Below are 13,978 nucleotides of genomic sequence, written 5' to 3'. Positions count from 1 at the left end.
GGGTAGACGGGCGCCGTGTAACCAGTGGGGCGGCGCGGTCCTGGGGAGGTCGTGCGCCGCCCCACCTTTCGTGGTCCGGACACCGACCATCGACGGGGAGGGCCCCGACCACTTCTCGTGGTCCCTGATCACGCGGTGCGCAGCCCCCCGCTGCTCCTCCGCGTCCCTGCACGGGGCCCTCCCCGTCTCCTCAACCCAACCATCCGCCCACGTCCTCGCGACGGCCGTGCGGCCCTGTCTGCGTTCCCCGACGGTCCCGACCGAGTCGACGCCCGCTCAAGGGGTTGACCGAGGCCGGTGGGGCGGTCACCGTGAGACGACGCCGGTCATGGGAGCGCTCCCATAACCGACAGCCCCGCCCGGACCGTCAGTCACCGACCGACAAAGGATGGCCTCATGCGGACGCTTCCGACACCCCGCTTGTCCCGCCGGACCCTGATGACCGGCGGCACCGCGGGCCTGGCCGCCGCGGTCGCGCCTCCCGCGCGGGCGGCGACCGCCCAGGCCCGGTTCCACACCGCGGGCCGCGTCGAGCGGGCCCCCGACGGTTCCGTCCGGTACTCGTGGCCCGGCGTCTACTTCGAGGGAAGGTTCCGCGGCACCGGCGTCGGCATCGTCCTCGACGACGCCCACAACGACTACGACGTGTCGATCGACGGAAGGACCACGGCCACCCTCGTGACCCCGGGCACGACCACCTACTGGACGCGGGGCCTCGCCCACGCCGTGCACAGCGTGCGGCTCGTCAAACGGACCGAAAGCCCTTGGGCCGCAGGCCGGTTCGGCGGCTTCGTCGCCGCCCCCGGAGGCGCGATCCTCCCCGGCCCCCGGCCCCGGAGACGGCAGATCGAGTTCATCGGCGACTCCTACACCGCCGGCTACGGCAACCTGTCCGGCACGCGCGACTGTTCGGGCAACGGCGCGGTCAACCGGAACAGCGACGCCGACCTGGCCTTCGGCGCGCTCACCGCCCGCCGCCTCGACGCCGACTACCAGCTCAACGCCTTCTCCGGCCGCGGCATGGTCCGCAACTACAACGGCAGCAGCCCGGGCACCGACTTCCGCACGTACTACGACCGTGCCCTGCTGAACGTCGAAGGCGACGTCTGGCACCGGCCGGCCGGATGGCGGCCGCAGGTCGTCGTGATCGGGCTGGGCATCAACGACTTCTCCACCCCCCTCAACCCGGGCGAGCGCTGGAGCACGGCGGCAGAACTCGCCGCCGACTACGAGACCGCGTACCACGGCTTCCTCGACACACTGCGGTCCCGGTACGGTCCCGGGACGTTCCTCGTGGTCAGCGCCACCGGACTCGCCGACACCACGGTGTTCGCCGAGACGACCCGACGGATCGTGCGGACCCGCAACGAGCAAGGTGACGACCGGGTCCGCCACTGGTACTACGACGGCGCGGGCCTGGACCACCTGGGCTGCGACTGGCACCCGTCGGTCCACGACCACCGGATCATCTCCGGTCTGCTCGACGACCGGCTCGCCGCTCTTCCGCTGTCCTGGTAGCCGGGAGGCCCGCGCGCCGGGCCGTCCGCGCGTGCGTGGCCGCGAGGACGAGGATCAGGCCCGCGACCCCGACCGGCGCCGCGGCCACCAGCCAGTCGACCCCGCCGCCCGTCCCCGGACTCACCGCTACGGCGGCGGCGACCGCGGCGACGGCCAGGGCGGAGCCCAGAAGGGCGGCGAAGACGTACCGGGCGCTGTCGTCGCCCCTGCCGTGCCGGGGCGGGTTCGGGGTCAACGCCGCCCAGTGGCGGGCCACTTCCCGCCGCTCGTCCCGGCGCCGGACGAGGGAACGGATACGGAGGCCGACCGTGGCGACCGCGCCCACGGCGGCCGTCCCGGCGACCGGCCACCAGGTCTGCGCCACGAGGAGCAGGACCGCGACGACGCCGGCCGTGCCCCAGCCGCTCAGGCAGGCGGCCGCGGCGAAGCGGCGGGAGTCCGGGCGGTCGGCTCCCGCGCGCAGGTCGACGAGGGCGGGGACGTACCAGACACAGCCGGACGCGGTCACGAAGGCGGTGCCGACCGCCAGGACGGCCTGCGCCATGTCACCTCACCGCCTCGGCCTCGAGCGCGGCGATCTCCGGGTGGTGCAGGTCGAACGCCGGGGACTCGGACCGGATGCGGGGCAGCGAGGCGAAGTTGTGGCGCGGGGGCGGGCAGGACGTCGCCCACTCCAGCGAACGGCCGTAGCCCCACGGGTCGTCGACGCCGACCGGCTTGCCGTACTTGGCGGTCTTCCACACGTTGTAGAGGAACGGCAGGATCGACATGCCGAGCAGGAACGAGCCGATCGTCGAGACCGTGTTCAGGGCGGTGAAGCCGTCGGCCGCCAGGTAGTCGGCGTACCGGCGCGGCATGCCCTCCGCGCCCAGCCAGTGCTGCACCAGGAACGTGGTGTGGAAGCCGATGGTGAGAGTCCAGAACGTGATCTTGCCGAGGCGCTCGTCGAGCATCTTGCCGGTCATCTTCGGCCACCAGAAGTGGAAACCGGCGAACATCGCGTACACCACCGTGCCGAACACCGTGTAGTGGAAGTGCGCGACCACGAAGTAGGAGTCGGAGAGGTGGAAGTCCATCGGCGGCGAGGCGAGGATGACGCCGGTCAGGCCGCCGAAGGTGAAGGTGATGAGGAAGCCGGTGGTCCACAGCATCGGGGTCTCGAAACTCAGGGACCCCTTCCACATCGTGCCGATCCAGTTGAAGAACTTCACACCGGTCGGGACCGCGATGAGGAACGTCATGAACGAGAAGAACGGCAGCAGCACACCGCCGGTGACGTACATGTGGTGCGCCCACACCGTCACGGACAGACCCGCGATCGCGATGGTCGCGCCGATCAGGCCCATGTAGCCGAACATCGGCTTACGGGAGAACACCGGGACGACCTCGGAGACGATCCCGAAGAACGGCAGGGCCAGGATGTACACCTCTGGATGGCCGAAGAACCAGAAGAGGTGCTGCCACAACAGGGCACCGCCGTTGGCCGCGTCGAAGACGTGCGCGCCGAACTTGCGGTCCGCCTCCAGGGCGAACAGCGCTGCAGCCAGCACCGGGAACACGATGAGGATCAGCACCGCGGTCAGCAGCACGTTCCACACGAAGATCGGCATACGGAACATCGTCATGCCCGGCGCGCGCATGCAGACGATGGTGGTGATGAAGTTGACCGCACCCAGGATCGAGCCGAAACCGGACAGCGCCACCCCCATGATCCACAGGTCGGCGCCGAGCCCCGGCGAATGGACCGCGTCCGACAGCGGGGCGTACAGGAACCAGCCGAAGTCGGCGGCACCGCCCGGGGTGAGGAAGCCGAACGCGGCGATCGAGGAGCCGAACAGGAAGAGCCAGTAGGCCAGCATGTTCAGCCGGGGGAAGGCGACGTCCGGGGCGCCGATCTGCAGCGGCATGATCCAGTTGGCGAAGCCGGTGAACAGGGGCATGGCGAACATCAGCAGCATGATCGAGCCGTGCATCGTGAACGCCTGGTTGAACTGCTCCTGCGACATGATCTGCAGCCCGGGCCGGGCGAGCTCGGCACGCATCAGCAGCGCCATCACACCGCCCACCAGGAAGAACACGAAGGCGGTGACGAGGTACATCGTCCCGATCTTCTTGTGGTCGGTGGTCGTCAGCCAGTCCGTCCAGGCCGGCCGGCTCTCCGCCCGTCCGACCGGCCGTCCCGCCACGGCGACCGCGGCCTTCGGGCGCGCGGGTTCCACCTGCTGTATCTGTGCCTCGTCCACCGGACGGCGTCCTCCCGATCTGCTCATGTCGTACGACGAGCCGGGAAGGGCCACGGGTGAGGGATGTGACCGGGCCTTCCGGGCCGCCGCCACATGATCGGCCGAGGGGCACCCTGTCCCGATAGGGTCCAAAGTCCCCCGCCCCGGCACACCATGAGGGCCCAACGGCCCCACTTCGCCCCGGCGGGCCGACGGACCCCCGGTCAGCACCTCGCGTGTCGTACGCTGCTGAGCACCAGACCGGCCCAGGAACGGCGGGTATGTCCGAATCACCAGCGCGGGCGGCGCTCCCGTCACGCCCACGGCTCGACGCACCGGAGCGGATGCACGGCCTCCTGAACGCGGTCATGAACCTCGGTCGCGGGCTGGAGCTGTCCCAGGTGCTGCGCGGCATCGTGGAGGCGGCCGTCGAGCTCACCGACGCCGAGTACGGCGCCCTGGGCGTGATCGGCGAGGGACAGCGGCTGACGCAGTTCCTGACGGTGGGCATCCCCGACGACTCGGCGGCCCGGATCGGCCGGCCCCCTCGCGGGCGCGGCATCCTCGGTGAACTGATCCGCCACCCGGTCCCGTTGCGTCTGACCGACCTGACACGGCACCCCGGCAGCCTCCGCCTCCCCGAGCACCATCCGCCGATGCACAGCTTCCTGGGTGTGCCCATCCGCGTGCGCGACGAGGTGTTCGGCAACCTGTACCTGACCGAGAAGCGGGACGGCGCCGACTTCGACGCCGACGACGAGGCCCTTCTGACCACGCTGGCCAAGGCCGCCGGCGTGGCCATCGACAACGCCCGCAGGTATCACGACAGCCGCCGCCGGGAGCAGTGGCTGGAGGCGCTCGGCGAGATCGGCCGCACTCTGCTCGCCGGCACCGAGACACGTGCGGTGCTCGGCCTGATCGCCCGGCGGGCGAGCGAGCTGGCCGACGCCGACCAGGCCGTCGTCCTGCTCCCGTCCGGCCCCCACGGAGACCGGCTCACCGTCGAGACCGCGCACGGGCCCGACGCCGGGAACCTGACGGGTCTGTCCTTCCCGGCCCACGGGTCCCTCGCCGGGCAGGCGGCGCGCACCGGCAGGGCCGTGGCCGTCGCGGACGCCGAGAACGACCCCCGGGTGCGCCCGTTCGGCGCCGGGGACGGCACGGCCTCGTACGGGCCCGTCGTCGCGGTCCCGCTGCCTCTCGACGCCGCCTCCTGCGGCGCGCTGCGGCTGAGCCGGCGCAGCGGGCGAGCGGCCTTCGACGACACCGAGGTGCTGCTCGTCTCCCGGTTCGCCGACCAGGCGGCCCTCGCCCTCGAACTCGCCCGCCGCCGCGCCGAGTCCGGGGAACTCGCCGTGCTGCGCGAACGCGACCGGATCGCCCGCGACCTGCACGACCTCGCCGTCCAGCGGCTCTTCGCCACCGGCATGACCCTGCGGAGCACCACCCGCACGCTGGGCGGCGCTGACGCCGTCGAACGCGTCGGACGGGCGGTGCGGGACCTGGACACCACCGTCGAGATCATCCGTACGGCCATCTTCGAACTGCGGTCCGCCGGTGACGACCGGGGCGGAGCGGGACTGCGCCGTCGTATGCCCGAGGCCGTCCGGCTCGCCGCCCGGTCCCTCGGGTTCGGCCCGGCACTGCGGATCGAGGGGCCGGTGGACTCCACGGTTCCCGCCGAGATCGCCGAGCAGGTGCTCGCCGTGACCGCCGACGCGCTCGACGGCATCGCCCGGCACACCGGCGCCACCCGGGCGGACGTGGTCCTGGCCGTGCCGATGACCGGGGACCGCCTCACCCTCACGGTGACGGACGACGGCACGGTGCCGCCGGGGCACAAGGCCGGTGACGGCCCGCCCGGCCCGCGCTCGCACGCCGAGCGGTACGGCGGGACGCTGACCGCCGAGTCCACCGCCGACAGCGGCACCCGGCTGACGTGGCGGATACAACTGCCCGCCGAGTGAAGGACCGTCGGCTATCTGGAAGGCCCCTGCCGTTCGCGCAGCCGGCCGGCCAGCAGCGCCGCCTGGACGCGGCGATCGACGCCCAGTTTGGCCAGGATGGACGAGACCCGGTTCTTGATGGTCTTCTCGGCGAGGAACAGCCGCTCCGCGATCTGACGATTCGTCAGTCCCTCGCCGATCAGATCCAGGATCTCCAACTCGCGCGGTGACAACCGCTCCAGCTCGGGCGACACGGCCGGCTCGGGTGCCGGCAGCGGGGCCCGCAGCCTCGCCATCACCCGTGCGGTCGCCCTCGGGTCCAGCAGGGACTGCCCGCCCGCCACCTTGCGCACGGCTTCCACCAGGTCGGAGCCGTCGATCCGCTTGAGCACATACCCGGCCGCGCCGGCCATGATCGCGTCGAACAGCGCCTCGTCGTCGTCGAACGACGTCAGCATCAGACAGGCCAACTCGGGCAATCCGGCCCTTAGTTCCCGGCACACCTCGACCCCCGCGCGGTCGCCGCTGCCGTCGTCGCCCAACCGCACGTCCAGCACGGCGACCTGCGGGCGGACCGCGGGCACCCGGGCCAGCGCCTCCTGGGCGGTCGCCGCCTCCCCGGCCACGGTGATGTCCGGTTCGGCCTCCAGCAGGTCACGCACCCCTCGGCGCACCACCTCGTGGTCGTCGAGGATGAACACCCGCAGTGGTGCGGCGGGTTCGGGGGAGGGGGCGGAGTCGGTGTGCATGGGGGCTTCCACGGAGGGTCGGACGACGGGGTGGGCGGTCGGACGGGTCAGAGGAGGGTCTGCCAGTAGTCCCACCAGCGGGTGGCGATCAGCATCACGATGCTCAGACACCAGGTGAGCGGTACCACCCAGTGGAACTCCAGCACCCCCGCGACCACCGCGCGCGGAGCGCCGACGATGCCGTGCCGCAGGTTGTGCGCCGTGGTGTACCAGAACATCGCGATGGTGGCCGCCCAGGCCAGGCAGCACCACAGGCACAGCGCACCGATCTCGTACAGCGCCTGCGTCATCAGCCACATGCAGAACGCCGCGCCGAGCAGCGTGCCGGCGTTCAGCCCGAGCCAGAACCAGCGCCGGAAGCGGGCACCGGACAGCAGCGCGACACCGACGGTGACGACCACCGGGTAGGCGAGCAGGCCGAGCACCGGGTTGGGGAAGCCGAACACGGACGCCTGGGCGCTCTTCATGACGCTGCCGCACGACAGGACCGGGCTGAGATTGCACGAGGGGGAGAACAGCGGGTCCTGCAGGAGCCTGATCTTGTCGATCGTGATCACGAAGGAGGCGAGGGCGCCGAGCGCGCCGGAGACGATCAGCAGCCAGGCGAAGGCATGCGAGGCACCACTCGCGCCGCCTGGCGCGCTCTGTCGCGTCCGCTCCGGTGCCCGTCCTGCCTCGGGAGCGGCGGTGGTCGTGCTGCTCATCGAACGTGTTCCGTCTTGCCGGTGGCCAGGAGGGGTGCCGAGCCCACGGCGGTGTGGGCGATCGCGTGCGGACGGCGAGCGGCGGGACGCGCCGGTACGCCGGGAGTCGTCCCGCGGGCCGCCTTGTCGGGCCAGACGACCTCGACCTCGATGCCGTGGGCGCGGGCGTACGCCACCAGGTGGGCGGTGGCGTCACGGCCGTCGGAGGGCGAGCCGTCCCAGACGGCGAACAGGTGGCGGCATTCCGCGATCATCCGCTCGTCGGCCGTGACACAGGCGTCCCGGTCCGCCGGGTCGTAGGGCAGCAGCCGCACCTGACGGGCGAGGAGCAGCAACTCGCCCGTCGCCATCCGGTCCCGTTCGGGCAGCAGCGCCGGGACGAGCCCCTGGGTGGGCGTCAGGACGACCAGGTCACGCCCCGCCGCCCGCGCGGCCCGGCCGAACGCCACCGGCACCCCGGCCCCCGCCCGCACCAACCCCGCTGTGTCGCCGGGCAGGCGGGCCAGCGCCGCCCGCAGCTCGTTCTCCACCAGCTCCAGCGTGTCCCCGGTCAGATCGGTGTGCCCCACCGCCGCGATCATTCCGCCAGCCTCCGCCCTACGACGTTCACGTTTCCCGGTGCCCGCGGGCCCTGCTCGCCACCGCCCCGCGCGAGGGCCGCCGGGCCCTGCTCGCAGGCGGGAGACGAGTCCCATGGACAGGCCCGCGGGCTCAGTGAAGCCAGTGCGCCGAAGGCCGGCAAGGGCCGAAGGTCCTCGCCACGAACATCTGCGACGCGCCGGACGCGTGGGCTCAGGCCCAGGGCGAGGCGATGTCGAAGGCGGTGGCGACGCGCTTGATCTCGTCCGAGGTCAGACCCTCGGCCGGCCGCCCGGCGACCAGGTCCATGTACTCGTAGCGCGCACCGGTCTCGGCGTACTCGATCCGGTCGACGGCGTGGGTGACCGACACGTAGGAGCGGGCCATCACCCCGTGCTTGCTCCACAGCACCACCTGCGCGTCCCGCAGCCCCTCGACGTTGGCCGCCATGAGCTCCGCCGAGCCGGGGACCATGAAGTCGAGCACCACGACCCCCTCCGGCAGGCTGACGACCGCTTCCGGCTCCCAGCGCAGAATGCGGGAGGTGAGGGCCGCCGTACCGCGGTAGGCGGGGATGTGACTGAGGTATGTCAGGTGCGGGGGCTGGGCATGGACCGCCGCGTGGAAGTCCGGGCCGCGCCGCGCCACCTGGTCCTGGTGGACCGCCAGATGTGAGTTGAACTCACTGGTCAGGCGGGCGAACCGGCGACGCGGCGAGGTGCGCAGGGTGGCCGTCCGCCCGTCGCGGTGGATGCGTACGGCGCCGATGCCGGCCGGCGGGTCCTCGGCGAGCTGGCGCAGCCGGCGTCCGGAGCCGGTCACCAGAACGGTCCCCCCGGCCAGCGCCGGGACGGGCAGGGGGAGCACGATCTCCTCGCTGTGGGGGAAGCGGTCGCCCAGGTCGAGATCCGGGCCGACGTACACCGAGAGGTTGCCGGCGGCTGCCTCGCTCGCACCGATGTCGCTGATCCGGCTGCCGGCCGCGCCCATGTCGGCGAGCAGGTCGTCGAGGTTCGGAAAGGATGTCGTCGTCGGCATGGCTCTTGCCCCTCGTGAAACGTTTCACCGCCGGTTTCACGCTAGGCGTGTTCCGCGGCCCGACACAGAGCCGAACGACCCCCTCAGGGGGTCCGAGGGGTCAACGCGTCACGGACTTTCAACTGGCCCCGTTCACAAACGAATTGGCTGGTGCCTTCCTGTGTGAACATGCGTACGACTTCTCCCCTGCGGTGTAGCTTCTACCCGTCAGTAGAGGCCTGATCAAGGGTGGTTCTGTGGCTGCCTCTCCGCACATAGAGAAATTCGCGGCTCGCCTTCGCATGCTGAAGGACCGCAGTGGCCGGGGTTACGACCGCCTCGGCAAGGAGGCGGGCGTCAGCGGCTCCAGTCTGCATCGGTACTGCTCAGGCCTCGGCGTCCCGGCGGACTACCGGGTGGTGCACGCCTTCGCCAAGGTGTGCGGCGCCAGTGCGGAGGAATTGCGCGAACTGCATCGGCTGTGGGCGTTGGCGGACAGCGAGCGGGACGCTCCGGCTGTGGCAGCCGTACCGGACCAACCGGCCCCACCGGTCGTATCGGCCGTATCGGCCGTATCGACCGAGGAGAGCCGGGAACCGGTGTCCGGCGCACGCGAGGCACCCGCCTCACCCGCCGAGGGGGCGCAGACGACCGCCGTACCGGAGGAGGACGTCACCCCGCCGCGGGTCACCGTCGGCCGGGACGGGGCGCCGCGACGGTACCGGCTGCCCGACAAGCTCTCCTCGCGATGGGCGGTCCTGGCCGCCGTGCTCGCGGTGATGCTGGTGGCCGGCTTCGTGTGGCTGCCTTCCGGGCGTACCGCCGGCGACTCCCCGGCCGCGGGCGACAAGGTGCTGGACTCCTCGGCGTGCGGGACGGTCAGCATGGGGGAGCACGACGAGTGCGTGCGTGAGGTGCAGCGCCTGCTGGTGCGCGCCAAGGGCAGACTCGCCGTCGACGGGGACTTCGGTCCGGAGACCCTGCGCAGAGTGACAGCGTTCCAGGTGCTGGCGGGGGTGACGGCCCGAGGCGTGGTCGACGAGGACACCAAGAAGGCGCTGTACGCGCAGAAGGTGAGCATGGCGACCTGGCCCACGGCCAGGGTGGCGAAGCGGATCCGCGAGGTGTTCGTCGAGGACCCCGGCACCGCCGTGGCCATCGCCCGCTGCGCGTCCTTCCTCGACCCGCTGTACGTGCTGCCCAACACCAACGGCAGCCGCAACTGGGGGGTGTTCCAGATCTCCGACGCCCGCCTGCGGGACCTCGACGGCACACCGCTGCGGGCGTTCGACCCGGACTGGAACATCAGGGCGGCCCACCGGCTGTGGGCCGTTCGGCACGACTTCCACGACTGGCCGTCCTGCCAGGCGGCGTTGAAGAACACGCCGAAGAGCTGAGGCCCGGTGCCTCGGATACTCACCCGCGGTACCCGAGGACACCGGACCGCCGACGGCCGGCGTCAGACCGTGCCGTTCTCCCACCACCAGTCACGGCCCAGGTCGGCCCTGCTGTCGACGTGCTGGTGGTCGGTGTTGTACGTCTCCAGTCCGGAGAACCCGCAGGTCTCCGCCTTCTGGTAGACGGTCTTGTTGGACACGCCGGACACATCGAGGTCGGCCGCGGTGCCGTACAGGTGCATGCTGTCGCTGGCGCCGCCGATCTCGGCGTTGTGCGCGATGCTGCGGAAGCCGGAGTTGACGGTGATCGGCTTGTCGCCCAGCTTCTTGCGCAGCGCCTCCAGCTTGTACATGCAGCGGCGCACGTTCTCCTTGACCTGCGAGGCGCTCAGCTTGCCGCCGTTGAAGGTGCCGTCCGTCTGGTTCACGAACTCGCTCCAGTTGAAGTGGAGCGTGGAACCGTCGGCCTGCTCCAGGGAGTTGAGCTTGGCCTGGGTGTTGGGTCCGACGCTGCCGTCGGCGGAGAGACCGTACGCGGCCTGGAACCGGCGTACGGCCGCCGCCGTGCCGGGGCCGAAGTCCCCGTCGATGCTGACCCGGCTGTGGCTGGCGCTGTCCGCGGCCCAGCCCGCGACGCGGACCTGCAGCTCGGTGACGTCGGCGCCGCTGTCGCCCTCGTTCAGGGTGCGCGACCACCCGTAGGCCTGCGCGGTGCCGGAGAACAGCAGCTGGCCGAACGCGATGCCGGCGCCGGCGGCCAGGGTGCCACGCAGCATGGCACGGCGGTCCATGGGTCGGAAGGAGGAGGTCATGGTCGTCCTTTCGGTGAACGGCGGTGCGGGGAAGGTCAGTAGGCGATCTGGAAGGTGACGTTCTGGGCGTCGGTGTCGTAGGCGTGGATGCGCAGGACGAAGTGTGTGCCGTCCTTGACGTCGGTGGCGACGGTTCCCCACTCGGTGCCGTGCGTGGTGTACGCGTCGTCGTTGTTGCACTTGGTGGTGTGGTCGACGAACACCACACAGGCGTCCAGGAAGACTCCGGGTTCGTCCGTGATGAGCCTGAGGTTGATGTCGTTGCACCGCGAGGACGTGGTGTAGGTGCCGTATTCCTTGGCGGCTGCCTGGTAGTGGTACGTCAGGGTCTTGGCGCCGCCGTAGCAGCTGGTGGCGGCGGCCGAGGTCTGCGCCGAGGCGGGCGCGACGCCCGCTGCCAGCAGTGCGGCCGCGGTGAACAGGGCCGAGGCGAACGCTCTTGTACGGGTCATGTCGGTCTCCGTCGGAGGAGGAGGGTCAGAAGGCGATCTGCATGACGGCGTCGTCGCCCTCCAGGGGCACGCCGGCGGGCACCGTGAACTTGGTGTCGTTCAGGACGTCGGTGGCGATGGTCGTCCAGCTTCGGCCGACCTTGGTCCAGCGGTTGCAGGTGCCGTACTTGGCGAACTTCACGCAGGCGTTGACGTAGTCGGCGGTGCCGCCGACGACGCGCATGTTGATGTCGGTGCAGCGGCTCGTGGTCCAGTAGGGGCCGAACTCGACGGCGTCCCCGTAGCGCACGGTGACCGCACCGCCGTAGCAGGTGGTCGCCGCGGCGGCCGGGGCGGCCGAGGCGGAGCCGGTCGCCGGGACGGTGATGCCCAGGCAGAGGAGCAGCGCGACGGGAAACGCGCGGGTGAACCGGGTGGTCATGCGGGTTCTCCTGTGGTCGGGCCGGGTCAGCGGTTGGCGAGCCGGTCCAGATCGGCCTGGGTGCCGTTGAACACGTCCGCGGTCGCCGGGGCCTTGATGCCCGGGACGACGGCGGCGTCGGTGTACTGCCACATCGTCCAGGTCGTCGAGCCGTTGGGCAGCGGCGGCTGGGTGATCGACTGGCGGTAGTCCGCGAGTTGCAGCGGATAGCGGGCGAAGGCGGTCGTCGAGCCCAGGCAGTCGTCCAGGAAGGACTTCTGCGTGTAGATGATCGGAGTGCGGCCGAAGGCCGCCTCCACCCGGTCCAGCCAGGCCTTGGCGTCACCGACCGTGCCGTAGGTCGGGCAGCGCCCGCTGCCGTCGTCCATCCGCTCCAGGTCGAAGATGGGCGGCAGGTCGCCCGCCCGCTGCCCGGTGTAGCCGGTCGCCCGCACGGCGGCGATGAAACGGTCGGCCTGCGCGGCACCCGTGTCGGGGGAGGAGCCCGTGTAGAAGTGGTACGGCGCGACGGCCAGCCCCGCCGCCCTGGCCGCCGGGAGATCGGTGGCGAGGTACTCGTCGGTGACGTTCGTGCCCCGCGTCGCCTTGACCGTCGCGAACTCGACGCCCGAGGCCCGTACGGCCTTCCAGTCGATCGGTGCACCGCCGGGGTGCTGGTACTTGGCCGTGTCCAGACCGTCGATCGAGTAGCCGGCCGGACGCGGCGGCGCGCAGTACGTGTTGCGGGCGGACCAGTCCACCAACTTGGCCCAGGTGTTGGGGCCCACGACGCCGTCGGCACTGAGATTCGCGCAGTGCTGGAGCTCGATGACCCGGGACTCGGTGCCGCCACCGAAGTCACCGTCGATCGTCAGCGGCGGGTAGTGGAAGGGCTCCATGGCCAGGTTCAGCCGGCACTGCAGCTCCTTGACCTCGACGCCGTTGGAGCCCTTGCGCAGGGTGGGGCGCGTGTCGGTGTGGCCGCACACCGCGGACTCGGCCGAGCTCGACGTGCCCTGCACGCCGCAGGTGTGCGGTTGCGCGGCCCAGGTGTTCAGCGCCGACCACGTCTGCGGGCCGAGGACGCCGTCCACCGCGAGCCCCGCGCACCGCTGGAAGTCCTTGACCCGCGTCTCCGTCGCCGGCCCGAACGTGCCGTCGGCCGCGATCGGCGTGTACCGGCTCGGCTTCGTCGCCAGGTTGAGCTCGCACTGCGCCTCCAGTGCCGGGTCCCCCGTCGATCCCCTCTGCAGGGTGGGCTGTGCGCTCGTGTGCCCGCAGACGGCGACGGCGGTGGCCGCGGACTGTGCCGCCTGTACCACCGTCGGTCCGTACAGGGGCAGGGCCGCTGCCACGGCGAGGGTCAGACCCCGCAGAAGCGTCCTTTGTCCCATCCGGTGTTCCCCCTCGTATGAAAGGCCGGGAGTTCCCGGCTGCCGGATCATGCTGGCAGCGGTCGTCCTGAACTGGCCCTGCCCACCGGTGGATTGGGACACCGGGATGGTCACGTGCGTGTGACCTGCGAGAACGGATCACCGCTGGGACGGCCGTGGGACGGGGACGACGGACCGGGGGCGGGGGAGGGGGAGAAGGGGGCGGACGTCGAGCCCGGGGGTGGCTGAACGAGCCGGCGTGGTCAGTCAGTTCGTGACGTGGCTCAGTGAGTCCGTCGACCCTGCGCACATTCGGGTCGGACGGCGAGCCTACGATGCGGCCGTGCTGAGCGAATGGTCGTCACCGGCGGCGGATCGGTTCTCGTCGACCTTGTCGTTTTCGTCGACCTTGTAGCCCGGGACGGAGGGCCAGCGGACCGTCAGTACCACGGACTCTTCCTCCGCGTACCAGGAGTGGTCGACTCCCCGTCCCCATACGACGTAGTCACCCTGCTCGGTCAGGACGACATCCCGTCCGGGGAGTTCCACCCGGAAGCGTCCGCTGATGAGGACCAGCAGGGCGGTCCGCGCCTCGCCGGTCACCCACTGCGCCCGCTCGTCGCCCCGCGGGTGGACACCCCACTTGATCTCCACGTCCTCACTGTGCCGAGGGTCGGAGGCGTCCTTGAAGTGCCCCAGGAGCCACCCCCGGTCGAGTGCCGCGTCTTTGCCCGCGTTGCCCACATACACGCTGTCGTTCATGGCTCGGAAGGTAACAGCAGTGTGCCCCTGCTCGCGCAGGGGCACCT

General features: G+C 71.2%; 14 protein-coding genes. 3 read left to right on the top strand and 11 right to left on the bottom strand.

Annotated features, from left to right (window positions below; all coding sequences use genetic code 11):
- The first annotated feature begins 396 nt into the window (after positions 1-396).
- Positions 397-1,518 carry an SGNH/GDSL hydrolase family protein gene (locus ACIGDI_RS20615; protein ID WP_399898445.1) on the top strand — a complete coding sequence of 374 codons (1,122 nt, stop codon included), beginning with the start codon at positions 397-399 and terminating at the stop codon, positions 1,516-1,518.
- Here the strand turns inward: ACIGDI_RS20615 and ACIGDI_RS20610 are convergent.
- Together ACIGDI_RS20610 and ctaD are read right to left on the bottom strand one after the other, a co-directional pair.
- Positions 1,466-2,062, bottom strand: coding sequence for a hypothetical protein (locus tag ACIGDI_RS20610; RefSeq protein ID WP_399898443.1), 597 nt, complete (start codon positions 2,060-2,062; stop codon positions 1,466-1,468). The two genes, ACIGDI_RS20615 and ACIGDI_RS20610, sit on opposite strands and share 53 nt — an antisense overlap.
- A gap of 1 nt (position 2,063) precedes the next feature.
- A complete protein-coding gene (ctaD, locus tag ACIGDI_RS20605; protein ID WP_399898441.1) occupies positions 2,064-3,761 on the bottom strand; it encodes a cytochrome c oxidase subunit I in 1,698 nt (565 codons plus the stop codon).
- Between the two features lie 323 nt (positions 3,762-4,084).
- Between ctaD and ACIGDI_RS20600 the strand changes: the two genes are divergently transcribed.
- Positions 4,085-5,707, top strand: coding sequence for a GAF domain-containing protein (locus ACIGDI_RS20600; protein WP_399898892.1), 1,623 nt, complete (start codon positions 4,085-4,087; stop codon positions 5,705-5,707).
- A gap of 11 nt (positions 5,708-5,718) precedes the next feature.
- Here the strand turns inward: ACIGDI_RS20600 and ACIGDI_RS20595 are convergent, their stop codons facing one another.
- The 4 genes from ACIGDI_RS20595 to ACIGDI_RS20580 all read right to left on the bottom strand — a co-directional run bounded on the left by ACIGDI_RS20595 (position 5,719) and on the right by ACIGDI_RS20580 (position 8,756).
- Positions 5,719-6,435 (bottom strand): response regulator, encoded by a 717-nt coding sequence (locus ACIGDI_RS20595; protein ID WP_399898439.1) that lies wholly within the window; start codon positions 6,433-6,435, stop codon positions 5,719-5,721.
- A 47-nt stretch (positions 6,436-6,482) separates the two neighbouring features.
- Positions 6,483-7,139 (bottom strand): vitamin K epoxide reductase family protein, encoded by a 657-nt coding sequence (locus ACIGDI_RS20590; RefSeq protein WP_399898437.1) that lies wholly within the window; start codon positions 7,137-7,139, stop codon positions 6,483-6,485.
- Positions 7,136-7,720, bottom strand: coding sequence for a hypothetical protein (locus tag ACIGDI_RS20585; protein WP_399898435.1), 585 nt, complete (start codon positions 7,718-7,720; stop codon positions 7,136-7,138). Before ACIGDI_RS20585 ends, ACIGDI_RS20590 begins: the two co-directional genes overlap by 4 nt.
- A 211-nt stretch (positions 7,721-7,931) precedes the next feature.
- Positions 7,932-8,756: a class II aldolase/adducin family protein gene (locus ACIGDI_RS20580; protein ID WP_399898433.1), complete on the bottom strand. Its 825-nt coding sequence runs from the start codon at positions 8,754-8,756 to the stop codon at positions 7,932-7,934.
- Positions 8,757-9,037: 281 nt separating this feature from the next.
- On the opposite strand from ACIGDI_RS20580, the gene ACIGDI_RS20575 reads away from it, so the two are divergent.
- Positions 9,038-10,132: a helix-turn-helix domain-containing protein gene (locus ACIGDI_RS20575; protein ID WP_399898431.1), complete on the top strand. Its 1,095-nt coding sequence runs from the start codon at positions 9,038-9,040 to the stop codon at positions 10,130-10,132.
- Positions 10,133-10,194: 62 nt separating this feature from the next.
- On the opposite strand, the gene ACIGDI_RS20570 is transcribed toward ACIGDI_RS20575, so the two are convergent.
- From ACIGDI_RS20570 to ACIGDI_RS20550, 5 genes are all read right to left on the bottom strand, one after another.
- Positions 10,195-10,944, bottom strand: coding sequence for a D-Ala-D-Ala carboxypeptidase family metallohydrolase (locus ACIGDI_RS20570; protein WP_399898429.1), 750 nt, complete (start codon positions 10,942-10,944; stop codon positions 10,195-10,197).
- 35 nt (positions 10,945-10,979) lie between these two features.
- Entirely contained in the window at positions 10,980-11,396 is a 417-nt protein-coding gene (locus tag ACIGDI_RS20565; RefSeq protein ID WP_399898427.1) for a hypothetical protein, read from the bottom strand.
- 25 nt (positions 11,397-11,421) lie between these two features.
- Entirely contained in the window at positions 11,422-11,817 is a 396-nt protein-coding gene (locus tag ACIGDI_RS20560; protein WP_399898425.1) for a hypothetical protein, read from the bottom strand.
- Positions 11,818-11,843: 26 nt separating this feature from the next.
- Complete coding sequence (locus tag ACIGDI_RS20555) at positions 11,844-13,190, bottom strand: GH25 family lysozyme (protein ID WP_399898423.1); 1,347 nt, start codon at positions 13,188-13,190, stop codon at positions 11,844-11,846.
- A gap of 309 nt (positions 13,191-13,499) precedes the next feature.
- Entirely contained in the window at positions 13,500-13,931 is a 432-nt protein-coding gene (locus ACIGDI_RS20550) for a signal peptidase I (RefSeq protein ID WP_399898421.1), read from the bottom strand.
- Positions 13,932-13,978: the final 47 nt, after the last annotated feature.

Origin of the sequence: Streptomyces sp. NPDC085900, from assembly GCF_044540925.1 — a bacterium.
Classification (GTDB): Bacteria; Actinomycetota; Actinomycetes; order Streptomycetales; family Streptomycetaceae; genus Streptomyces; species Streptomyces gilvifuscus.
Note: the sequence above shows the minus strand (reverse complement) of the source record. Positions and strands in the feature narration are given on the sequence as shown.